At 68.5% G+C, this 23,243-nt stretch carries 17 protein-coding genes and 2 tRNA genes; 17 read left to right on the top strand and 2 right to left on the bottom strand.

What is annotated here, in order from left to right:
• The first annotated feature begins 500 nt into the window (after positions 1 to 500).
• Positions 501 to 695 carry a hypothetical protein gene (locus OG272_RS17130; RefSeq protein ID WP_033526477.1) on the top strand — a complete coding sequence of 65 codons (195 nt, stop codon included), beginning with the start codon at positions 501 to 503 and terminating at the stop codon, positions 693 to 695.
• 101 nt (positions 696 to 796) lie between these two features.
• Here OG272_RS17130 and OG272_RS17125 read toward each other — a convergent pair.
• Positions 797 to 870 (bottom strand) — tRNA-Gly (locus OG272_RS17125).
• Between the two features lie 177 nt (positions 871 to 1,047).
• On the opposite strand from OG272_RS17125, the gene OG272_RS17120 reads away from it, so the two are divergent.
• The 5 genes from OG272_RS17120 to clpX all read left to right on the top strand — a co-directional run bounded on the left by OG272_RS17120 (position 1,048) and on the right by clpX (position 6,040).
• Positions 1,048 to 1,124: transfer RNA gene (locus OG272_RS17120), tRNA-Pro, on the top strand.
• A 198-nt stretch (positions 1,125 to 1,322) separates the two neighbouring features.
• A complete protein-coding gene (gene tig / locus OG272_RS17115; RefSeq protein ID WP_326582803.1) occupies positions 1,323 to 2,714 on the top strand; it encodes a trigger factor in 1,392 nt (463 codons plus the stop codon).
• Positions 2,715 to 3,118: 404 nt separating this feature from the next.
• Positions 3,119 to 3,727, top strand: a complete 609-nt coding sequence (locus OG272_RS17110; RefSeq protein ID WP_189709844.1) for an ATP-dependent Clp protease proteolytic subunit — start codon at positions 3,119 to 3,121, stop codon at positions 3,725 to 3,727.
• Positions 3,728 to 3,869: 142 nt separating this feature from the next.
• Positions 3,870 to 4,550, top strand: coding sequence for an ATP-dependent Clp protease proteolytic subunit (locus tag OG272_RS17105; RefSeq protein WP_326582804.1), 681 nt, complete (start codon positions 3,870 to 3,872; stop codon positions 4,548 to 4,550).
• A 203-nt stretch (positions 4,551 to 4,753) separates the two neighbouring features.
• Entirely contained in the window at positions 4,754 to 6,040 is a 1,287-nt protein-coding gene (gene clpX, locus OG272_RS17100; RefSeq protein WP_005479362.1) for an ATP-dependent Clp protease ATP-binding subunit ClpX, read from the top strand.
• Positions 6,041 to 6,205: 165 nt separating this feature from the next.
• On the opposite strand, the gene OG272_RS17095 is transcribed toward clpX, so the two are convergent.
• The gene (locus tag OG272_RS17095) at positions 6,206 to 7,156 is read right to left on the bottom strand and encodes a hypothetical protein (RefSeq protein ID WP_327729709.1); all 951 of its coding nucleotides are present in this window, start codon (positions 7,154 to 7,156) and stop codon (positions 6,206 to 6,208) included.
• A gap of 137 nt (positions 7,157 to 7,293) precedes the next feature.
• Between OG272_RS17095 and OG272_RS17090 the strand changes: the two genes are divergently transcribed.
• The 11 genes from OG272_RS17090 (at position 7,294) to OG272_RS17040 (ending at position 23,243) form a co-directional block, all read left to right on the top strand.
• On the top strand, positions 7,294 to 9,924 hold the full coding sequence (locus tag OG272_RS17090; RefSeq protein WP_327729710.1) for a valine--tRNA ligase: 2,631 nt from the start codon (positions 7,294 to 7,296) through the stop codon (positions 9,922 to 9,924).
• A 206-nt stretch (positions 9,925 to 10,130) separates the two neighbouring features.
• Positions 10,131 to 11,648 (top strand): folylpolyglutamate synthase/dihydrofolate synthase family protein, encoded by a 1,518-nt coding sequence (locus OG272_RS17085; RefSeq protein ID WP_327729711.1) that lies wholly within the window; start codon positions 10,131 to 10,133, stop codon positions 11,646 to 11,648.
• Between the two features lie 10 nt (positions 11,649 to 11,658).
• The gene (locus tag OG272_RS17080; protein ID WP_327729712.1) at positions 11,659 to 12,018 is read left to right on the top strand and encodes a DUF4233 domain-containing protein; all 360 of its coding nucleotides are present in this window, start codon (positions 11,659 to 11,661) and stop codon (positions 12,016 to 12,018) included.
• Positions 12,019 to 12,151: 133 nt separating this feature from the next.
• Positions 12,152 to 12,565: a nucleoside-diphosphate kinase gene (ndk, locus tag OG272_RS17075; RefSeq protein ID WP_319064820.1), complete on the top strand. Its 414-nt coding sequence runs from the start codon at positions 12,152 to 12,154 to the stop codon at positions 12,563 to 12,565.
• Between the two features lie 371 nt (positions 12,566 to 12,936).
• On the top strand, positions 12,937 to 13,956 hold the full coding sequence (locus OG272_RS17070; RefSeq protein ID WP_004931372.1) for a rod shape-determining protein: 1,020 nt from the start codon (positions 12,937 to 12,939) through the stop codon (positions 13,954 to 13,956).
• A gap of 174 nt (positions 13,957 to 14,130) precedes the next feature.
• The gene (gene mreC / locus OG272_RS17065) at positions 14,131 to 15,084 is read left to right on the top strand and encodes a rod shape-determining protein MreC (RefSeq protein WP_326582809.1); all 954 of its coding nucleotides are present in this window, start codon (positions 14,131 to 14,133) and stop codon (positions 15,082 to 15,084) included.
• Positions 15,085 to 15,113: 29 nt separating this feature from the next.
• On the top strand, positions 15,114 to 15,785 hold the full coding sequence (gene mreD / locus OG272_RS17060) for a rod shape-determining protein MreD (protein WP_327729714.1): 672 nt from the start codon (positions 15,114 to 15,116) through the stop codon (positions 15,783 to 15,785).
• A 182-nt stretch (positions 15,786 to 15,967) separates the two neighbouring features.
• Positions 15,968 to 18,292, top strand: coding sequence for a penicillin-binding protein 2 (mrdA, locus tag OG272_RS17055; RefSeq protein WP_405893943.1), 2,325 nt, complete (start codon positions 15,968 to 15,970; stop codon positions 18,290 to 18,292).
• Positions 18,289 to 19,485: a rod shape-determining protein RodA gene (gene rodA, locus OG272_RS17050; protein WP_326582812.1), complete on the top strand. Its 1,197-nt coding sequence runs from the start codon at positions 18,289 to 18,291 to the stop codon at positions 19,483 to 19,485. Before mrdA ends, rodA begins: the two co-directional genes overlap by 4 nt.
• A 67-nt stretch (positions 19,486 to 19,552) precedes the next feature.
• Positions 19,553 to 21,082 (top strand): CYTH and CHAD domain-containing protein, encoded by a 1,530-nt coding sequence (locus OG272_RS17045; protein WP_327729716.1) that lies wholly within the window; start codon positions 19,553 to 19,555, stop codon positions 21,080 to 21,082.
• A 208-nt stretch (positions 21,083 to 21,290) separates the two neighbouring features.
• Positions 21,291 to 23,243, top strand: a complete 1,953-nt coding sequence (locus OG272_RS17040) for a TIGR03960 family B12-binding radical SAM protein (RefSeq protein WP_405893941.1) — start codon at positions 21,291 to 21,293, stop codon at positions 23,241 to 23,243.

Raw genomic sequence — 23,243 nt, 5'->3', positions numbered from 1 at the left:
GAGGCACCCTAGCGTTGTCTGTGCGATTTCGTAAAACCACTGACGTGAATCCTGTATTGAGGAGTAGGTGTCACCTACGGGTACCCAGGATTCGGTGAAGTCTTCATCGGCCAGAGCATCACCGTGCGTACACCGCACTGCACATGACATGCGTCGGTCTGTCCGCATTCATCCCGACTAAATGGTGCATAACATGCGCAGGCGACTCTGGTGAAATGTCCGGTTAATTACCAGCCTGGCCAGGGGCATTGATGTGTCTGTGGCAACAATTCGAATTAACTGCGGACGGGTTGTGTGTGCACGGAAACGATCATCGCGAATTCACTCCCGGCGCCCTCCCGTTGACCGGGGGCGGGGGTGGCACGCGTGTGGTGCCGTGGCCGACGTTGCCTCACCTGCTGCATATGACGGCCCGGTTGGTGGCACGATGGTTCTGGCGGGGTGCGCGCGGGGTTGGCGCCCCGGGCCGGTAGTGCGGACCGACCGAGGGTGTGATCTGTGTGGCCATTTCGCTGTCAGTGGTGCTCTTGCTGGGGATCATCCTGGTGGTTCTGATGCGAGGAGGGACGATCAAGGCCGGACCGGCCGTCGTCGCCATCCTCTTCGGCTTCTTCCTCGCCTCGACGGGCATGGCCGACGACATCCAACGCTTCCTGAACTCGATAGCGGACACGATCAACTCGATCCAGTTCTAGTGACCGTCCGGACGCGTAGCGTGAGGCGGCAGACCGTCGAGGCACCAAAAAAGCCTCCGGCCCGGTTTCGGGGAATCCCTCGAAACCGGGCCGGAGGCCGTTGGAGCGGGCGACGGGAATCGAACCCGCGTAGCTAGTTTGGAAGACTAGGGCTCTACCATTGAGCTACGCCCGCACAGCTCGCGCCGCAGGTCGGGCGACCGCGGCACAGAAGGCATCGTAGCGGGTCGGACCGCCCCGCCGCACACCCCTTCCGGTCGCGTCCCCGCACCCGCCGTCGCGCGCGCCCGCGTACTCGGTGAATACGGCAACCGTGTGGCCTGCGGCCATGTAGCCTACGTGTCGCACCAGACGGGGTGTGGCGCAGCTTGGTAGCGCGTCCGCTTTGGGAGCGGAAGGCCGTGGGTTCAAATCCCGCCACCCCGACCACCGCGCCGGTACGGCACACGCGCCACCGGCGAGATCACCTTTTGGGGCGTGTACCGCCTGCGGTTACTATGCAAGCTGCGCGCCCGTGTGTCTGCATTCGCATGTCTCTCATAGGGCCGCGAATCCGTTGAAGCCCCGCCGCACCCGCGGGGGACGTCAGCAGAACCCCAAGAAGTCAGCCCCCAAGGAGACCGAACCGTGAAGAGCGCCGTGGAGACCCTGAACCCGACCCGGGTTCGGCTCAGCATCGAGGTGCCCTTCGAGGAGCTCAAGGACAGCCTCGACGCGGCGTACAAGAAGATCAACCAGCAGGTCACGGTGAAGGGCTTCCGCAAGGGCAAGATCCCGGCCCGCGTCATCGACCAGCGGTTCGGCCGCGGTGCGGTCCTGGAGGAGGCGGTCAACGACGCGCTTCCGAAGTTCTACACCGATGCGGTCAACGAGGCCGAGCTCAACGTCCTGGGCCAGCCCGAGGTCGACATCACGGAGCTGAAGGACGGCGAGACGCTGAACTTCACCGCCGAGGTCGACGTCCGCCCGGCCATCGAGATCCCGGACTACTCCGGCATCGAGGTCGAGGTCGACGCCGTCGAGGTCACCGAAGAGGACATCGAGAAGGCGGTCGAGCAGCTCCGCGAGCGCTTCGCCTCCACCTCCCCGGTGGAGCGCGCCGCCGAGGACGGCGACGTCGTGACGCTCGACCTGGAGGCCAAGGTCGACGGCGAGGTCCTGGAGGACGGCGTCGCCGAGGGCGTCTCCTACACCATCGGCTCCGGTGAGCTGCTGGACGGCATCGACGACGCCGTGAAGGGCCTGGAGGCCGGTGGCGAGGCCACCTTCACCTCCGAGCTCAAGGGCGGCTCGGCGGCCGGCAAGGAGGCCGAGGTCACCGTCAAGGTCTCCCAGGTCGCCGCCCGTGAACTCCCGGCCCTGGACGACGAGTTCGCCCAGCTCGCCTCGGAGTTCGACAACATCGAGGAGCTGCGGGCGGACAGCCGCAAGCGCCTGGAGAACATGAAGCAGTACGACCAGGCCACGCAGGCCCAGGAGCGCGTCCTGGAGAAGCTGCTGGAGCTCGTCGAGGTGCCCGTCCCCGAGAAGCTGCTCGAGGACGAGATCAACACCCGCAAGCACAACCTGGAGCACCACCAGCTCGGCCAGATGGGCCTCGACCTCGAGAAGTACCTCGAGATCCAGGGCAAGACGGTCGAGGAGTTCGACGCCGAGACCAAGGAAGCGGCCGTCAAGGGCATCAAGACCCAGTTCGTCCTCGACGAGCTGGTCTCCAAGGAGAAGCTGAACGTCAACCAGGAGGAGCTCACCGAGCACCTCATGCGCCGTGCGGCCTCCTCCGGCATGTCCCCGGACCAGTTCGCCCAGGCCGTCGTCCAGAACAACCAGGTCCAGCTCCTCGTCGGCGAGGTCGCCCGCGGCAAGGCCCTGGCCCTGGTCGTCGAGTCCTCCACGGTGAAGGACACCAACGGCGAGATCGTCGACCTGGACGACGACGAGGAAGAGGTCGCCGAGGGCTCCGCCGAGGAGACCCCGGCCGAGGCCGCCGAGGCCGAGGAGAAGGCCCCCGAGGCCTGATCGCTCCGCTCGTGACACCGTGATGGGCCCCCGGGACACTCTGTGCCCCGGGGGCCCTGGCGTCTTTCAGGGCCGCGGGGAACCGCGCGACCAGCCCCCACGGGCCGCACCCGCCGACGCACCTGGCGTGGCAGACGCGTCCGCGGCTCGTCCGTGGCCGGTCGCGCGGTTCCCCGCGCCCCTGGGGCGGTCAGGTGGCGACAAGGCACCCCTGCTCAGCCCGGCGGAGCACATGCGCTGACAGCGAACAGTTCCCTTTGCGGGATTCACCGGCGGAGCCTCCGCGTTAGGGTCCATGAATACGAGGGCTGGGCTGGAGGCGAAACGGCTCGGCCCCCCGCAGGGAAACGTGAAGACGGCCCGGCGCCGTCGTAAGACGAGCAGGTGGATACGTGACGAATCTGATGCCCTACGCCGCCGGCGAGCCTTCCATCGGCGGTGGCCTCGGCGACCAGGTCTACAACCGGCTGCTTGGCGAGCGGATCATCTTCCTCGGCCAGCCGGTCGACGACGACATTGCCAACAAGATCACCGCACAGCTGCTGCTCCTTGCCGCGGACCCGGACAAGGACATCTACCTCTACATCAACAGCCCCGGCGGCTCGATCACGGCCGGCATGGCGATCTACGACACGATGCAGTTCATCAAGAACGACGTGGTGACCATCGCCATGGGCCTCGCGGCCTCGATGGGCCAGTTCCTGCTCAGCGCGGGCACCCCCGGCAAGCGCTTCGCGCTGCCGAACGCCGAGATCCTGATCCACCAGCCGTCCGCCGGTCTGGCCGGCTCGGCCTCGGACATCAAGATCCACGCCGAGCGGCTGCTGCACACCAAGAAGCGCATGGCGGAGCTCACCTCCCAGCACACGGGTCAGACCGTCGAGCAGGTGACCCGCGACTCGGACCGCGACCGCTGGTTCGACGCCTTCGAGGCCAAGGAGTACGGCCTCATCGACGACGTCATCCCCACGGCCGCCGGCATGCCGGGCGGCGGCGGTACCGGGGCGGCCTGAGAGCCGAAGACGGCAGCAGGGCCACAGGCGCTCCCCGGAGCCCCTGGAGCCCACCGGGGGAGTCCCTGAGCCTCCCCGGGGCCGTCAGCGTCCTTCCCAGTCCCTCCAGCCCACCGCCCCAGCCCTCTTTCCAGGAGACACCGTGAACGACTTCCCCGGCAGCGGCATCTACGCCCGCACCGAGGCCGAGTACACCGGCCCCCGCGCCGAGTCCCGCTATGTCATCCCCCGCTTCGTCGAGCGCACCTCGCAGGGCATCCGTGAGTACGACCCGTACGCCAAGCTGTTCGAGGAGCGGGTGATCTTCCTCGGCGTGCAGATCGACGACGCCTCCGCCAACGACGTCATGGCGCAGCTGCTGTGCCTGGAGTCGATGGACCCCGACCGGGACATCTCGGTCTATATCAACAGCCCCGGTGGCTCCTTCACGGCGCTCACGGCGATCTACGACACGATGCAGTTCGTGAAGCCGGACATCCAGACGGTCTGCATGGGCCAGGCGGCCTCCGCCGCCGCGATCCTGCTGGCCGCCGGTACGCCGGGCAAGCGTATGGCGCTGCCGAACGCCCGCGTCCTGATCCACCAGCCGTACAGCGAGACGGGCCGCGGTCAGGTCTCCGACCTGGAGATCGCCGCCAACGAGATCCTCCGGATGCGTGGGCAGCTGGAGGACATGCTGGCCAAGCACTCCACCACGCCGATCGAGAAGATCCGCGAGGACATCGAGCGCGACAAGATCCTCACCGCCGAGGACGCCCTGGCCTACGGCCTGATCGACCAGATCATCTCGACGCGGAAGATGAACAACGCGGACGTCCGCTGACGGCGGAAAGGCTGTAGTGTCTGCCGCCCCTTGGCATGGTTGGCACCGTTTGACCCAGTGCACGACAAGGTGCACGTCAAAGCGAACCGTGCCAAGGGGGGCCCGAACGAGGGGCCCGGCAAGGTACCGTCGACATAAGGCAGCACCAGGAGCCGCTGGATTCAATCGTCCAGGCGTCTCCCATGGCGAAGGGGAAGCACACCGTGGCACGCATCGGTGACGGCGGCGATCTGCTCAAGTGCTCGTTCTGCGGCAAGAGCCAGAAGCAGGTCAAGAAGCTCATCGCAGGGCCCGGTGTGTACATCTGCGACGAGTGCATCGACCTCTGCAACGAGATCATCGAGGAGGAGCTCGCCGAGACGAGCGAGGTCCGCTGGGAGGAACTCCCGAAGCCCCGCGAGATCTACGAGTTCCTCGAGGGCTATGTGGTCGGCCAGGAGGCGGCCAAGAAAGCCCTCTCCGTCGCGGTGTACAACCACTACAAGCGGGTCCAGGCCGGTGAGAACGGCGGCGGTCAAAGCCGCGAGGACGCCATCGAGTTGGCGAAGTCCAACATCCTCCTGCTGGGTCCCACGGGCTCCGGCAAGACCCTCCTCGCCCAGACCCTCGCGCGCATGCTGAACGTCCCGTTCGCGATCGCGGACGCGACGGCGCTCACGGAGGCGGGCTACGTCGGCGAGGACGTCGAGAACATCCTGCTGAAGCTCATCCAGGCGGCCGACTACGACGTCAAGAAGGCCGAGACGGGCATCATCTACATCGACGAGATCGACAAGGTGGCCCGAAAGAGCGAGAACCCCTCGATCACGCGCGACGTGTCGGGTGAGGGCGTCCAGCAGGCCCTGTTGAAGATCCTGGAAGGCACCACGGCGTCGGTCCCGCCCCAGGGCGGCCGCAAGCACCCGCACCAGGAGTTCATCCAGATCGACACGACGAACGTCCTGTTCATCGTGGGCGGCGCCTTCTCGGGCCTGGAGAAGATCATCGAGTCGAGGGCGGGAGCCAAGGGCATCGGCTTCGGCGCCACGATCCGCTCCAAGCGCGAACTCGAATCCAAGGACCAGTTCGAGGCCGTCATGCCGGAGGACCTGGTCAAGTTCGGCATGATCCCGGAGTTCATCGGCCGTCTGCCGGTCATCACCTCGGTCCACAACCTGGACCGCGAGGCGCTGCTGCAGATCCTCATCGAGCCCCGCAACGCACTGGTGAAGCAGTACCAGCGCCTCTTCGAACTCGACGGCGTCGAGCTGGACTTCGAGCGCGAGGCCCTGGAAGCCATCGCCGACCAGGCCATCCTCCGCCAGACCGGCGCGCGCGGCCTGCGCGCCATCATGGAGGAAGTCCTGATGTCGGTCATGTACGAGGTCCCGTCCCGCAAGGACGTGGCCCGAGTCGTCATCAACGCCGACGTGGTCCGCTCCAACGTCAACCCGACCCTGATTCCGCGGGACGCCCGCGGCCGGGGGCCGGGGGAGCAGAAGACGGCGTAACTCCCGCCCTCTCCACGCACAGTGCGTGAAAGGTGCCTGGCGCAGCGATGCGCCAGGCACCTTTTTCGCGCCTGGACGCGGCTACTGCGAAAAGACGGCTCGGCCCCTCACATCGAGGTGCCGAGCCGTCGTGCTTCACCGGCGCAGACCGGGAGTTGGCGCAGGTCAGGCCTTGACGCGGACCGCTTCGCGGAACTTCGCGGTGGTCTCCGCGGCGGCGGACTGGTCGGTCGGCTTCTCGGCCATGATGCTGGCGAGGTCCATCGGCATCACGATGCCCACCGTGCTGTAGTCGCCCCACACGCAGAACGAAATGTTCATCACGCTCGGCCCGTCGCCCGTGCTGCCGTCCGTGGGCTCCATCTTGGCGTCCTGGCACTTGAGGACGGCACCCTCGGCGGAGTCGTACGACTTGGAGTCACCGACCATGGTGACCTTCACGTCGTCATCGCTCTTCCCGGACTCGGACTCCATGTGGTCGAGCATGGCGTCGACGACCTTCTCGGGGTCCTCGATCTCGCCGTAGACGCCGCTGAAGTGAATCTGCTTCTGCGCCAACGGGTTGTTCTCGTTGCCGGAGATGTACTGGGCGCTGACGTCCTTGGGGTCGGTCACTCCCCACTTCTCGGCGTCCTTCACGTCGCTGTCGGACAGGGCGCCGCCGCCGCTCTCGTTCTTCTTGTAGTCGCCGAGCACCGTCGCCGGCGTAGTCAGCTTGTGCGGTCCGTCGTCCGCGATGTCCGCGCCGCCGCCCCCGCCGAGGACGAAGTACGCGCCCACGGCGATCGCCGCCACAACGGCCACCGCGCCGAGGATGATGCCGACCTTCTTGCCGCCGCCCCCGCCGGAGACGGGCGGCTGGGGCACGGTCGGGTAGGGCTGCTGGCCGTACGGGGCCTGCGGCTGGCCGTAGGGCGGGGTCTGGGGCGGGACGCCCTGGGGAGCCTGCTGGGGGTACCCGTAGCCCGGCTGCTGCGGAGGGGCCTGCTGCGGGTAGCCGTAGCCGGGCTGGGGGGCGGCCTGCGGCGGCTGCTGCTGGCCGTAGGGGCCCGGCTGGCCGTACGGTCCGGGCTGCTGGGGCTGCCCGCCGTACGGGCCCGGCTGGTTGTGACTCATGGTCTGGGTTCCCCTCCAGATGCTTATGTGTTCCTGACATCCTGGCGCAAACTCGATGGGTCCCATGCATCGGGGGTCACACCGTTACCGAAGAATCGGGTTTCGGGACCACCCCGTGACACCCCTAAACTGAGCGGGTGACCGAGAACGCTCAGCAGCAGCCTCCAGCGCCCGCCACCGATCTGCCGACCCAGTACGCGCCGGCCGATGTAGAGGGGGCGCTGTACGAGCGCTGGGTAGAGCGCGGTTACTTCGCGGCCGACGCCAAGAGCGACAAGCCCGCGTACACCATCGTCATCCCGCCGCCGAACGTCACCGGCAGCCTGCACCTCGGGCACGCCTTCCAGCACACCCTCATGGACGCCCTCACGCGCCGTAAGCGCATGCAGGGTTACGAGTCCCTGTGGCTCCCCGGCATGGACCACGCCGGCATCGCCACCCAGAACAAGGTCGAGCAGCAGCTCGCCGAAGAGGGCAAGTCCCGCCACGACTTGGGGCGCGAGGAGTTCGTCGAGCGCGTCTGGCAGTGGAAGCAGGAGTACGGCGGCAAGATCCTCGGCCAGATGCGCCGCCTCGGTGACGGCGTCGACTGGGACCGCGAGCGGTTCACCATGGACGAGGGCCTGTCCAAGGCCGTCCAGACCATCTTCAAGCGGCTCTACGACGACGAGCTGATCTACCGCGCCGAGCGCATCATCAACTGGTGTCCGCGGTGTCTGACCGCGATCTCCGACATCGAGGTCGAGCACCAGGAGGACGCGGGCGAGCTGGTCTCCATCCGCTACGGCGAAGGGGACGACTCCGTGGTCGTCGCCACCACCCGTGCCGAGACGATGCTCGGCGACACCGCCGTCGCCGTCCACCCGGACGACGAGCGGTACCGGCACCTCATCGGCAAGCTGATCAAGCTGCCGCTGACCGACCGCAGCATCCCGGTCGTCGCGGACACCCACGTCGACCCGGAGTTCGGTACGGGCGCGGTCAAGGTGACCCCGGCGCACGACCCGAACGACTTCGCGATCGGCCAGCGCCACGACCTGCCGTCCATGACGATCATGGACGAGCACGGTGTCATCACCGTCCACGGCCCGTTCCTCGGCCAGGACCGCTTCGAGGCCCGCGACGCCGTCGTCGGCGCGCTGCGCTCGCAGGGCCGGATCGTCGCCGAGAAGCGCCCGTACACCCACTCCGTCGGCCACTGCTCCCGCTGCAAGACCACGGTCGAGCCGCGTCTGTCGATGCAGTGGTGGGTCAAGGTCGCGCCCCTGGCCAAGGCCGCTGGTGACGCGGTCCGTGACGGCCGGGTCAAGATCCACCCCGAGGACATGTCGAAGCGCTACTTCGACTGGGTCGACAACATGTACGACTGGTGCATCTCGCGCCAGCTGTGGTGGGGCCACCGCATCCCGGTCTGGTACGGCCCGAACGGCGAGACGGTCTGCGTCGGCCCCGACGACCAGCCGCCCGGCACGGAGGCCGAGGGCTGGACCCAGGACACCGACGTCCTCGACACCTGGTTCTCCTCCGGCCTGTGGCCGTTCTCCACGCTCGGCTGGCCCGAACAGACCGAGGACCTGCGGAAGTTCTACTCGACCGACGTCCTGCTCACCGGCCACGACATCATCTTCTTCTGGGTCGCCCGGATGATGATGTTCGGCCTGTACGCGATGGACGGCGAGGTCCCCTTCAAGACCATCGCGCTGACCGGTCTGGTCCGCGACGAGCGCGGCAAGAAGATGTCGAAGTCCTTCGGCAACGTCGTCGACCCGCTCGACTGGATGGACAAGTACGGCTCCGACGCGCTCCGTTTCACCCTCGCGCGCGGCGCCAACCCGGGCACCGACGTCCCGATCGGCGAGGACTGGGTCCAGGCCTCCCGCAACTTCGCCAACAAGATCTGGAACGCGACGCGCTTCGCGCTGATGAACGGCGCGACCGTTCAGGGTCCGCTGCCGGAGGCGTCCAAGCTCTCGGCGACCGACCGCTGGATCCTCGCCCGCCTGGGCGAGACGGTCGAGCAGGTCGACGCGTACTACGAGGACTTCCAGTTCGCCAAGCTCAGCGACGCCCTGTTCCACTTCGCGTGGGACGAGGTCTTCGACTGGTACGTCGAGCTGTCCAAGACGACGTTCCAGGCGGGCGGCGAGGCGGCCCAGGTCAGCCAGCGCGTCCTGGGCGAGGTCCTGGATGTCACACTGCGCCTCCTCCACCCGGTCATCCCGTTCGTCACGGACACCCTGTGGACGACGCTGACCGGCGGCGAGTCCCTCGTCATCGCCGACTGGCCCAAGGACAGTGGCTTCCGCGACGACGCCGCCGAACGCGAGATCGAGCTGGTCCAGCGGGTCGTCACCGAGGTCCGCCGGTTCCGCGCCGACCAGGGCCTCCAGCCCGGCCAGCGTGTCCCGGCCCGCCTCACGCTCGACGGTACGGCGCTGGCCCCGCACGAGGCCGCGATCCGTCAGCTCCTGCGCCTGCAGCCCGAGGGCGAGGGCTTCTCGGCCACCGCGACCCTGCCGGTGGCGGGCGCCGAGGTCGCCCTCGACCTCTCCGGCGTCATCGACGTCGTCGCCGAGCGCAAGCGCCTCGCGAAGGACCTCGCGGCGGCCGAGAAGGAGAAGGCCCAGGCCACGGCCAAGCTCGGCAACGAGGCGTTCCTCGCGAAGGCCCCGGACCAGGTGGTGGACAAGATCCGCGGGCGGCTCGCGAAGGCGGACGAGGACATCGCGCGGATCGCCGCTCAGCTGGAGCGGCTGCCGAAGGCGTAAGCCTTCGGGCGTGGATGTGGGTGAAGGCCCCCGGTGCTTCTTGGGCACCGGGGGCCTTCGGCCGGCCGGGGGAAAAGGGCGAAGCCCTTTCGGGGGCGCGGGGAACTGCGCGACCAGCCACACACCACCCGCGGTCGCCGTGCAACGCGCCCCCGAGCCATGAGGCGCCGCCCGGCTCGGCGGAGTCCTACTCGTAGACTGACCCCGTGAGTGAGTCTCCGTACGACAGCAGTGAGCAGCCCGACGCAGTGGACCCCTTCGACGAGATCGTCGCGGCCGAGACGGACCGTGACCCGGACCTCGCGGTGATCGAGGCCGGCAGCCGCACCCTGCGTGCCCAGGGCGGCGCGCCGGAGAACGACGTACCGTCGCGGCCCGCCGACCCGGCCCTCGACAAGGCGCTGCGCGACGTCGAGACGGAGTTGGCGAGCCGCTGGGGCGAGACCAAGCTGGAGCCCTCGGTCAAGCGGATCGCCGCGCTGATGGACGTGCTGGGCGATCCGCAGCGGTCGTACCCCTCGATCCACATCACCGGCACCAACGGCAAGACCTCCACCGCCCGCATGATCGAGGCCCTCCTCGGCGCCTTCGAACTGCGCACCGGCCGGTACACCTCTCCGCACGTCCAGTCGATCACCGAGCGGATCAGCCTCGACGGCGCCCCCATCTCCGCCGAGCGGTTCATCGAGACGTACGAGGACATCAAGCCGTACATCGAGATGGTGGACGGGGCCCAGGAGTACCGGCTCTCCTTCTTCGAGGTGCTGACCGGCATGGCGTACGCCGCCTTCGCCGACGCGCCCGTGGACGTGGCCGTCGTCGAGGTCGGCATGGGCGGCACCTGGGACGCCACCAACGTCATCGACGGGGACGTCGCCGTCGTCACCCCCATCGACCTCGACCACACCGACCGGTTGGGCGAGACGCCCGCCGAGATCGCCGTCGAGAAGGCCGGGATCGTCAAGCAGGACGCGACCGTGATCCTGGCGCAGCAGCCGGTGGACGCGGCACAGGTGATGCTGAAGAAGGCCGTGGAGGTCGACGCGACGGTGGCCCGCGAGGGCCTGGAGTTCGGCGTCGTCTCCCGGCAGGTCGCCGTCGGCGGACAGATGCTCACCCTGCGCGGCCTCGGCGGCGAGTACCCCGAGGTCTACCTCCCGCTGCACGGCCCGTACCAGGCGCACAACGCGGCCGTCGCCCTCGCCGCGGTCGAGGCGTTCTTCGGCGTCGGCGCGCAGCGCCCGGAACCGCTCGACCTGGACACGGTCCGCAAGGCCTTCGCGGCGGTCTCGTCACCGGGACGGCTCGAGGTCGTACGGCGGTCCCCGACCGTCGTGCTCGACGCCGCCCACAATCCGGCCGGCGCGCGGGCCACGGCCGAGGCGGTCGGTGAGGCGTTCGACTTCAGCCGGCTGATCGGCGTGGTCGGGGCGAGCGGCGACAAGAACGTACGGGGTGTCCTGGAGGCGTTCGAGCCGATCTTCGCCGAGGTCGTGATCACGCAGAACTCCAGCCACCGGGCGATGGACGCCGACGAGTTGGCCGGGATCGCGGTCGAGGTGTTCGGCGAGGAACGGGTGCAGGTCGAGCCACGGTTGCCCGACGCCCTGGAGGCGGCCATCACGCTCGCCGAGGAGGAGGGCGAGTTCGCGGGCGGCGGCGTCCTCGTCACCGGTTCCGTCATCACCGTAGGCGAAGCCCGGCTGTTGCTGGGGAAGGGCTGAGTTCCACGACATGCGTACCCTCTGTGCTTCGACCCTGATCGGCGAGTTCTTCGTCATCGGCTTCGCCGGGCTGGTCGCCATGAAGGACCCGGACCTGGCCATGTCGACGGTCTGGACGGTCAGCGGCATCGCCATGTTCCTGTGCGTCGTGCTGTGCGGTCTGGTCACCCGGCCCGGCGGCGTCCAGTTCGGCTGGGCGCTCCAGATCGGTCTGATCGCCTCCGGCTTCTTCGTCCCGACCATGTTCTTCATGGGCGCGGTCTTCGCCACCCTGTGGTGGGCCTCGGTCCACTACGGGCGGAAGATCGACGAGGCGAAGGCCCGGTTCGCGGCCCAGGCTTCCGCCGAGGCCGGCGCCGGAGCCTCCTGAGACAGCGGGCAGCGAGCCCCTTGCCCACCCGAGGCCGTGCCCCCGCCGGGCCACCCTGACGCTGCGTAACACACGGTCGGACTCGCCCTGTAGCCTCTGAGCTCCGCACCCTTGTGATGAAGGAGTCACCACCGTGAGCCAGCGCACCCTCGTCCTGCTCAAGCCCGACGCCGTCCGGCGTGGCCTGACCGGCGAGATCATCAGCCGTATCGAGCGGAAAGCCGGCTGGCAGATCACCGCGCTGGAGCTGCGGACCCTGGACCAGGACACGCTGGAGCAGCACTACGGCGAGCACAAGGGCAAGCCGTTCTACGAGCCGCTCGTCGAGTTCATGGCCTCCGGACCGGTCGTCGCGCTGATCGTCGAGGGCGAGCGCGTCATCGAGGGAGTGCGGGCGCTGGCCGGCCCGACCGACCCGATCGCCGCGCAGCCCGGTTCCATCCGTGGTGACTACGGTGTGATCGTGCGGGAGAACCTGATTCACGCGTCGGACTCCGAGGAGTCCGCCGAACGCGAGGTGAAGATCTTCTTCCCCGGGCGCGCGTAGTACCGTTCGCGACGGCGGGGGCCGGTGATTCCGCTCGCTCCCGCCGCCTGCATACTTCTGCAACACTCGGCCACCACCCACACGGCCTACACCCCGGCTGACCAGCCAACCCGCCGAAAAACCGGCCGTACAACGGCATATGCGCGGCGATCGGGGGAACGCGCACCCCTGATGGATCGTCTCCACAGGCGAGGCGGCGCATCGCATGCCCACAATGGCGAAGACCCTCGCGCAGTGTTCGTGCGGGCGAGACTACGATGTAAGCCTTCACGTCACAGCACCCACTTCGCCGACCCGAAAAGCCTGAAAAGCTCTCAAAAGCCGTCAGCGCTCCACTTGGGAAGGCCAGACGAATCCTGATGGGGAACTCAATGTCGTTCATCGGCCGTGACATGGCTGTCGACCTCGGGACCGCCAACACGCTGGTGTACGTCAGGGGTCGCGGGATCGTACTGAACGAGCCGTCCGTCGTCGCGATCAACACCAACACCGGTGGAATTCTCGCGGTCGGCGCGGAGGCGAAGAAGATGATCGGGCGGACGCCGGGCAACATCGTTGCCGTACGTCCGCTGAAGGACGGTGTCATCGCCGACTTCGAGATCACCGAGCGGATGCTCCGCTACTTCATCCTGAAGATCCACAAGCGGCGGTATCTCGCCCGTCCTCGGGTCGTCGTCTGCGTGCCGTCCGGCATCACCGGTGTCGAGCGTCGCGCCGTCATCGAGGCATCCTCCCAGGCCGGCGCCCGGCAGGTGCACATCATCGAGGAGCCCATGGCCGCGGCCATCGGCTCCGGCCTGCCGGTCCACGAGGCCACGGGCAACATGGTGGTGGACATCGGCGGCGGCACCACGGAGGTCGCGGTCATCTCCCTCGGCGGCATCGTCACCGCCCAGTCCATCCGCGTCGCGGGCGACGAGTTGGACAACGCGATCATCCAGCACATCAAGAAGGAGTACTCGCTCCTTCTCGGTGAGCGGACGGCCGAACAGATCAAGATCACGATCGGTTCGGCGTACGACCTCGACGCTGACGAGCACACCGAGATCCGCGGCCGGGACCTGGTGTCCGGGCTGCCCAAGACCGTCGTCATCTCCGCCGCGGAAGTGCGGAAGGCGATCGAGGAACCCGTCAACGCCATCGTCGATGCCGTCAAGACGACCCTCGACAAGTGCCCGCCGGAGCTCTCCGGCGACATCATGGACCGTGGCATCGTCCTCACCGGCGGCGGCGCCCTGCTCCGCGGTCTCGACGAGCGGCTGCGCCGTGAGACCGGAATGCCGATCCATATCGCCGAGGACCCGCTGGACAGCGTGGCGCTCGGCTCCGGCAAGTGCGTCGAGGAGTTCGAGGCGTTGCAGCAGGTGCTCGACGCCCAGCCCCGCAGATGACGTAACACGTCGATTCCGCCGTACGGGACGTTCTCCTCTCGTGCGGCGGATCGTTGATATCGAGGCATAAGCTCCCACAAAGCGCCCCTGTCGTTCCCGTCTCGGGATTTCCAGGGGCTACCCGAATTCCCCCATTCCTGTCGAATTCCTATGAGGAAGGCACGGCCGCCGCACGTGAGGGACACACGAGAGAGCCGGCTGCTCCTGGTGCTGCTGGTCGCCGTCGCGTTCGCGCTGATCACGGTGGACATCCGCGGCGGGGAGGACTCACCGGTCGACGGTGCCCGACGTGGCGCGGCCACGGTCTTCGGCCCGATCGAGGACGGCGTGTCGACCGCCGTCGACCCGATCGGCAACGCCATAAGCGCCGTCCGTGACTCCGGCTCCCGCCATGACCGCCTCGCCGCGCTGGAGAAGGAGAACGCCGAACTGAAGGCGTCCCTCGGCAGCGACGACCGCAACCGCAGCAGGGTCGGCCAGCTCGACAAGATGCTGAAGACCGCCGCGAACGGCCAGTACGGCATCAAGGGCGCCGAGGTCATCGCCATAGGAGCGGCCCAGGGCTTCTCCTGGACCGTCACCATCGACATCGGCACCGACGACGGCATCACCCGCGACATGACCGTCCTCAACGGCGACGGTCTCGTCGGCCGCGTCACCACCGTCGGACCGAACACCGCGACCGTGCTCCTCGCCAACGACCCCGACTTCACCGTCGGCACCCGCATGGAGGCCACCGACGAACTCGGCTTCGCCTCCGGCCAGGGCGACCGCCCGCTGCGCGTCGAACTCCTCAACGGCAAGGCCAAGGTGAAGGCGGGCGACCGCCTCGTCACCTTCGGCTCGCAGGCCGACAAGCCGTTCGTACCCGGCGTCCCGGTCGGTGTCGTCTCCCGCGTCGACCCCTCCGGCGGCGACCTCACCCGCACGGTCTACGTCAAGCCGTTCGTGTCCTTCACCCAGCTCGACATCGTCGGCGTCGTCGTCCAGGCCCCCCGCAAGGACCCGCGCGACACCGTCCTGCCGGACAAGCCGAAGGCCACCCCCACCCCGACCGTGACGGTGACGGTCACACCGGGCGCGGGCGAACCCGGCGAAGGCACCGACGGACAGCCGCAAGAGCAGTAGGACGTAGGACAGTAGGAGCTGAACCCTTCATGCGCTTCAACCGGATGCTGCTCTCCACCACCCTGGTGATCGTCGCCCTGGTGATCCAGGTGAGTGTCCTCGCCAGACTCCATCTCCCGGGCGCCGTACCGGACCTGGTGCTCCTCACCGTGCTCGGCCTCGCCCTGGTCTACGGCCATGTCGGCGGCGCCCTCATCGGCTTCGGCGCCGGCCTGCTGTCCGACCTCGCGCCACCCGCCGACCACGCGGCCGGACGGTACGCCCTGGTCCTCTGCGTCATCGGCTACCTCGCGGGGCTCGCCAAACCCGAGACCGGCCGGCTCAAGTCGGCGACCGGGCCGATGGCCGTGGTCGTCGTCGCCGCGCTCGGCTCGACGCTCCTCTACGCCGCTGTCGGCGCCCTCGTCGGCGACGACGCGGCCCGCCATGTCGGCCTGCCCAGCCTGCTGTTCACCGCCGTGCTGTACGACCTGCTGCTCGCGCCCTTCGTCGTCCCCGGCGTCATGGCGCTCGCCCGGCGCGCCGACAACGACCCGCTCGCCGAGAGCAACAGCGCCGCCAAGGCGGCCGACGTCTCCTCCGGCTGGCTCTCCTCCGGCACCGGCCTGCGCATCGGCAACCAGCGCGGCGGACTCCGCATCAAGGCCGCGCGATCACGGATGGCCCGGGCGGGACGCATCAAGGGGGTCAAGCGGCTGTGACGGCACGTCAGAGGGCCTGTCGGATGGCTTGCCGGAGGGCCCGACCGGGACAAGGACCAGCCCTTCGGCCGGCGTCCCGTCCGGCTCCTCGGCCGGGCACGGGAACCGATCACGGCCGAGCGGTGTACCCCATGTACCGGCACCACGCGCACCACCCGTCCACGCACTGAGAGGGGGAGACAGTGACCAACATCCCGGAGACCGGGCGGACCCCACGGGTCCAGATCCGGCTCATCATCATCCAGATCCTCGTCTTCTCCCTCCTCGGGACCCTCGGCGGCCGCCTCTGGTACCTCCAGATCCGCGAGGGCGACGCGTACGCCAAGGAGGCCTCCGGCAACCACGTTCAGCAGGTCGTGCAGCCCGCCGTGCGCGGCTCGATCCTGGACGCGCGCGGAGTGCCGATCGCCGACAACGAGACCCGGCTGGTCGTCTCCGCCTCCCGCACGGACCTGCTGAAGATGGACGACGACGGCAAGGCCGTCCTCACCAAGCTCGCCGGCGTCCTGGACATGAAGCCCCAGGACGTCATGGCCAAGGTCCGGCTCTGCGACTCCAAGACGCCGCAGCCCTGCTGGAACGGCTCGCCCTACCAGCCGATCCCCATCACCGACGAGGCCACCGCCAAGCAGGCCCTGCAGATCCGCGAGCGCTCCGAGGACTTCCCCGGCATCACCGCCGAGCCCCAGGCCGTCCGCCGTTACGCGAGCCCCGGCGGCTCCAACACCGCCCAGGTCCTCGGCTACCTCTCGCCGGTCACCGACGAGGAGATCACCAAGGCCCAGGACACCGACTCGCCGTATCTGCGCTCCGACCAGGTCGGCCGCTCCGGCCTGGAGCGCCAGTACGACAAGGAGCTGCGCGGCAAGGCCGGCGTCACCCGCTACGAGGTCGACAACCTCGGCCGCGTCATCGGTGAGGCCGAGGCCGACCCCGCCGAGCCCGGCGCCAACCTGGTCACCAGCATCGACGCCCGCGTGCAGCGCATCGCCGAGTACGAACTCAACGAGGCGATGAAGGAAGCCCGCAAGCAGATGGACCGCAACACGGGGACGAACTACAAGGCCGACTCCGGCGCCGTCGTCGTGATGGAGGCCAAGACCGGCCGCGTCGTCGCCATGGCCTCGAACCCGGACTACGACCCGAACGCCTGGGTCGGCGGCATCTCCGCCAAGGACTACGCCCGGCTCACCGGCAAGAAGTCCAACTACCCGCTGCTGAACCGCGCGATCCAGGGCCAGTCGGCCCCCGGTTCGGTCTTCAAGGTGATCCCGACGGCCGCCGCGGTGAACGCGGGCTACTCCTTCAACGGCCCCTACCAATGCTCCAGTTCGTACTCGATCGGCGGCCAGGTCTTCAAGAACTTCGAGTCCCAGAGCCATGGCGGGATCAGCCTCGGCAAGGCACTGGAGGTCTCCTGCGACACCGTCTTCTACCGCCTCTCCCACGAGGAGTGGAAGCGCGACGGCGGCATCAAGCCCAAGAAGGGCGCCAAGGACTGGTTCTACAAGACCGCCCACCAGTTCGGCCTCGGCGCCGAGACCGGCATCGACCTGCCCAACGAGGTCACCGGCCGCATCCCCGACCGCCAGTGGAAGCAGGACTACTGGAAGGCCAACAAGGACGCCTGGTGCAAGTACGGCAAGAAGGGCGGCTCGTACGCCGAGCAGATCGCCTACGAGAACTGCCTCGAAGGCAACCGCCTGCGCGCCGGTGACTCCGTCAACTACTCCATCGGCCAGGGTGACACCCTCGTCACCCCCATTCAGATGGCCACCATCTACGCGGCCATCTCCAACGGCGGCACCCTCTACGACCCCACGGTCGGCAAGGCCATCATCAGCCCCGACGGCAAGAACGTGCAGGAGATCGCACCCAAGTCGCACGGCAAGCTGCCGATGACGAAGAAGACCCGGGACGAGATAGACGAAGCCCTCGCGGGAGTCGCGACCCGGGGTACGGCCGCCTGGCGCTTCCAGGGCTGGCCGCAGGACAAGATCCCGATGCACGCCAAGACCGGTACCGCCGAGGTCTATGGCAAGCAGACGACCTCATGGTTCACCACGTACACCAAGGACTACTCGATCGTCATGACGATCTCCCAGGGTGGTACGGGCTCCGGCGCCTCGGCGCCCGCCGTGCGCAAGCTCTACAACGCGCTCTACGGCGTCTCCGAGGACGGCGAGATCGACAAGAAGAAGGCGCTGCTGTCCACCCCGCAGAAGGGCCTGCCGAAGATCGAGTCCGACGGCTCGATCGACGCTCCGAAGCTGGACTCCTACCCGCCGAAGAAGACGGACAAGGAGGCCGCGGAGGACGGCACCCAGGCGATCGCCGCGGGGCCGGGCGCCCAGCCGGTGTCCTTCGACGTCCCGGCGGCGATCGTCAGTACGCGCGGCGGCAGCGGCAACCGGGCCGCACGCCGACGAAGCCACCGCGGCCGGCGGTGCACAAGCAGCGGCGGAGACCAGCGCGGGAGCGGCAAGGGGCGGAGGGCCACCGTATGACCGGCAACAGCTTCTCCGTCTCCGGGTACGGGCCCGAACGCACCGGCTGGACCCGGCTGTTCGCCCGTGACTCGCTCACCCGGCGGCTCGACTGGCCGATACTGTTCTCGGCCATCGCGCTCTCCCTGATCGGCGCGGCCCTCGTCTTCTCGGCGACCCGCAACCGCACCGAGCTCAACCAGGGCGACCCGTACTACTTCCTCTTCCGGCATCTGCTCAACACCGGCATCGGGTTCGCCCTGATGATCGGCACGGTCTGGCTCGGCCACCGCACCCTGCGCACGGCCGTACCGATCCTGTACGGCATCTCGGTCCTGCTGATCCTGCTGGTGCTTACTCCGCTGGGCGCGACGATCAACGGCGCCCACGCGTGGATCGTCATCGGCGGTGGCTTCTCGCTCCAGCCCTCGGAGTTCGTGAAGATCACGATCATCCTGGGCATGGCGATGCTGCTGGCGGCCCGGGTGGACGCGGGCGACAAAGCCCACCCCGACCACCGCACGGTCGTCCAGGCCCTCGGTCTCGCCGCCGTCCCGATACTGATCGTCCTGCTCATGCCCGACCTCGGCTCGGTCATGGTCATGGTGGTCATCGTGCTGGGTGTCCTGCTCACCTCCGGCGCATCGAACCGGTGGATCCTCGGCCTGATCGGCGCGGGCGCGACGGGCGCGATCGCCGTCTGGCAGCTGGGGGTGCTCGACGAGTACCAGATCAACCGCTTCGCCGCCTTCGCCAACCCCGAGCTCGACCCGGCCGGCGTCGGTTACAACACCAACCAGGCCCGTATCGCCATCGGCTCCGGCGGACTGCTCGGCACCGGGCTGTTCAAGGGCTCGCAGACCACCGGCCAGTTCGTGCCCGAGCAGCAGACCGACTTCGTCTTCACGGTGGCGGGGGAGGAGCTGGGCTTCGTGGGCGCCGGACTGATCATCCTGCTGCTCGGTGTCGTCCTGTGGCGGGCCTGCCGGATCGCCCGCGAGACCACCGAGCTGTACGGCACGATCGTCGCCGGCGGCATCATCGCCTGGTTCGCCTTCCAGTCCTTCGAGAACATCGGAATGACCCTCGGCATCATGCCGGTGGCGGGACTGCCCCTGCCGTTCGTGTCGTACGGAGGCTCGTCGATGTTCGCGGTGTGGGTGGCGGTGGGGCTGCTGCAGTCCATCCGGGTGCAGCGTCCCATGTCGGCGTAGGGGGGCCGCGCCCCTTCAGGGGCGCGATGGTCTGCCCCTTTGCTCCAAGTGGGACTAGATTCCTTGTATGGCGGACACCAAGCGCGAGATCGAGCGGAAGTACGAGTCCGACGAGAGCGGCCTGCCGGACCTCATCGGTGTGGCCGGGGTCGCGACCGTCATAGACAAGGGTGTGGCGGAGCTGGACGCCGTCTACTACGACACCCTCGACGAGCGCCTCGCCGCCGCGTCCATCACCCTGCGTCGCCGCACGGGAGGCAGTGACGCGGGCTGGCATCTGAAGTTCCCGGTCTCCTCGGGCGTACGGGACGAGATCCGGGCCCCGCTGTCCGACACGCTGCCCGCGGAGCTCGCGGGGCTGGTGCGTTCCCGGGTCCGGGAGACCGAGCTGGTCCCGCTGGTCCGTCTCCTCTCCACCCGTGACGTCCGCGAGCTGCTCGACGCGGACGGCACTCTCCTCGCCGAGGTCAGCGTGGACGCCGTGGTCGCCGAGCGGCTCACCGAGGAGGGCCGGACCGCCCAGTGGTCCGAGATCGAGGTGGAGCTCGCCGACGACGGCGACCCGGGGTTCCTCGACAAGGTCGACAAGAAGCTGCGCAAAGCGGGCGTCAGGCCGTCGGAGTCCCCGTCGAAGATGGCCAGGGCCCTGCAGGAGACGGCGCCCAGGAAGAGCAAGAAGAAGGACAGGAAGCGCCGTGGGGCCGAGGCGCCCGGCGAGCCCGTCACGCCCGGCGACCATGTCCTCGTCTACGTCCGAGCCCAGCGGGACGCGATCGTCGAGATGGATCCCGCCGTCCGCCGGGACGTCTTCGACTCCGTCCACAGCATGCGGGTCGCCACACGTCGGCTGCGCAGCACCTTCAAGTCGTTCGGGAAGGTGCTGGACCGGGCCGTCACGGACCCGATCGGCGAGGAGCTGAAGTGGCTGGCGGGAGAGCTGGGCGTCGACCGTGACCAGGAGGTGCTGTCGGAACGTCTCACCGAGGCGCTGGACGACCTCCCCGAAAGCCTGGTGATGGGCCCGGTCCGTGCGCGGCTGCGCACCTGGACGGAGAAGGACGGCGGTACCGGGCCCCGGGCCGAGCTGATCGAGGCGCTGGACGGGCAGCGGTATCTGGAGCTGCTGGACTCCCTCGACGCCGTGATCATGGACCCGCCGCTGCTCGAGGCCGCCGGGGGCGACCCCGAGAAGGTGATCACCAAGGTGGTCAGGAAGGACTTCGGCAAGGTGGCGGCCCTGGTCGAGGAGGCCCTGGCGCAGCCGCCCGGCGTCGACCGTGACCTCGCCATGCACGAGGCCCGCAAGAAGACCAAGCGCACCCGGTACGCGGCCGAGGCGGCGGGCCCCCTCCTCGGTAAACCGGCCAAGGCGCTCGTCAAGGACATGAAGTCCCTGCAGAGCCTCCTCGGCGACCACCAGGACAGCGTGATGGCCCGCGAGGCCCTGCGCGACCTCGCCCACCAGGCCCACGCGGCGCCGGGGGAGAGCGCCTTCACGTACGGGCTGCTGTACGGCAGGGAGGAGCGGCGGGCGGAGCTGGCGGAGGGGGCACTGCCGGAGGTGTGGTCGAAGATCAGCGGCGACATGCCCCTCTGACCCCTCTGACCCCTCTGACCCCTCTGACCCCTCTGACCCCTCTGACCCCTCTGACGGCAGGGCGGGCGGAGCGGGCGGCCCTGAGACGGCCGGGCGGCCGTCGGGCTGTCGGTGAAGCGGGCTGTCGGTAAAAGGGCGTACGAGGGGTGTCTCCGGGGGCGTTACGCTAGATGGTCACCCCTGTCAGCTCACGAAGGTAACCCCCGCGATGTCTGTCGAGTCGGTCTTCCCACAGCTCGAGGCCCTGCTGCCGCATGTGCAGAAGCCGATCCAGTACGTGGGCGGTGAGCTCAACTCCACCGTCAAGCCCTGGGAGTCGTGTGACGTCCACTGGGCGCTCATGTACCCGGACGCGTACGAGGTCGGTCTGCCCAACCAGGGCGTCATGATCCTCTACGAGGTGCTCAACGAGCGCGAGGGCGTCCTCGCCGAGCGCACCTACAGCGTGTGGCCGGACCTGGAGGAGCTGATGCGCGAGCACGGCGTCCCGCAGTTCACGGTCGACAGCCACCGCCCGGTGAAGGCGTTCGACGTGTTCGGTCTGTCCTTCTCCACGGAGCTGGGCTACACGAACATGCTGACCGCCCTGGACCTGGCCGGGATCCCCCTGGAGTCCAAGGACCGGACGGTCGACGACCCGATCGTGCTGGCGGGCGGCCACGCGGCCTTCAACCCCGAGCCGATCGCCGACTTCATCGACGCGGCGATCATCGGCGACGGCGAGCAGGCCGTGCTCGACATGACCGAGATCATCCGCGCGTGGAAGGCGGAGGGCCGGCCCGGTGGCCGCGAGGAGGCCCTGTTCCGCCTCGCGAGGACCGGCTCCGTCTACATCCCGGCGTTCTACGACGTCGAGTACCTCGCGGACGGCCGCATCGGCCGCGTCGTCCCGAACAGGTCGGGTGTCCCGTGGCGCGTGTCCAAGCACACGGTCATGGATCTGGACGAGTGGCCGTACCCCAAGCAGCCCCTGGTCCCGCTCGCCGAGACGGTGCACGAGCGGATGTCGGTGGAGATCTTCCGCGGCTGTACCCGCGGCTGCCGCTTCTGCCAGGCCGGCATGATCACCCGCCCGGTCCGCGAGCGCTCCATCACGGGCATCGGCGAGATGGTCGAGAAGGGGCTGAAGGCGACGGGCTTCGAGGAGGTGGGCCTCCTCTCGCTCTCCTCCGCCGACCACAGCGAGATCGGCGACATCGCCAAGGGCCTGGCGGACAGGTACGAGGAGGACAAGGTCGGCCTGTCCCTCCCCTCGACCCGCGTGGACGCCTTCAACGTCGACCTCGCGAACGAGCTGACGAGGAACGGCCGGCGCTCGGGCCTCACCTTCGCGCCCGAGGGCGGCTCCGAGCGCATGCGCAAGGTCATCAACAAGATGGTCTCGGAGGAGGACCTGATCCGGACCGTCTCCACCGCGTACGGCAACGGCTGGCGCCAGGTGAAGCTGTACTTCATGTGCGGCCTGCCGACCGAGACCGACGAGGACGTCCTCCAGATCGCCGACATGGCGACCCGCGTCATCCAGAAGGGCCGCGAGGTCTCCGGCTCGAACGACATCCGCTGCACGGTGTCGATCGGCGGGTTCGTCCCCAAGCCGCACACGCCGTTCCAGTGGGCCCCGCAGCTCTCCGCCGAGGAGACGGACGCGCGTCTGGAGAAGCTCCGCGACAAGATCCGCGGCGACAAGAAGTACGGCCGCTCCATCGGCTTCCGCTACCACGACGGCAAGCCCGGCATCGTCGAAGGCCTGCTGTCGCGCGGCGACCGCCGCATCGGCGCCGTCATCCGCGCGGTCTACGAGGACGGCGGCCGCTTCGACGGCTGGCGCGAGCACTTCTCCTACGACCGCTGGATGGCCTGCGCCGACAAGACCCTCCCCGCCGTCGGTGTCGACGTCGACTGGTACACCACTCGCGAGCGCACCTACGAGGAGGTCCTTCCCTGGGACCACCTGGACTCCGGCCTCGACAAGGACTGGCTCTGGGAGGACTGGCAGGACTCCCTCGACGAGACCGAGGTCGAGGACTGCCGCTGGACCCCGTGCTTCGACTGCGGTGTGTGCCCCCAGTTCGACACATGGCCACAACTGAGCGAGAGCGGCAAGAAGCTGCTGCCGCTGACGGTCAAGAAGGATGCGGCGACCAGCGGACACGGTCACTAA

Origin of the sequence: Streptomyces sp. NBC_00104 (assembly GCF_045160825.1) — a bacterium.
Classification (GTDB): domain Bacteria; phylum Actinomycetota; class Actinomycetes; order Streptomycetales; family Streptomycetaceae; genus Streptomyces.
Note: the sequence above shows the minus strand (reverse complement) of the source record. Positions and strands in the feature narration are given on the sequence as shown.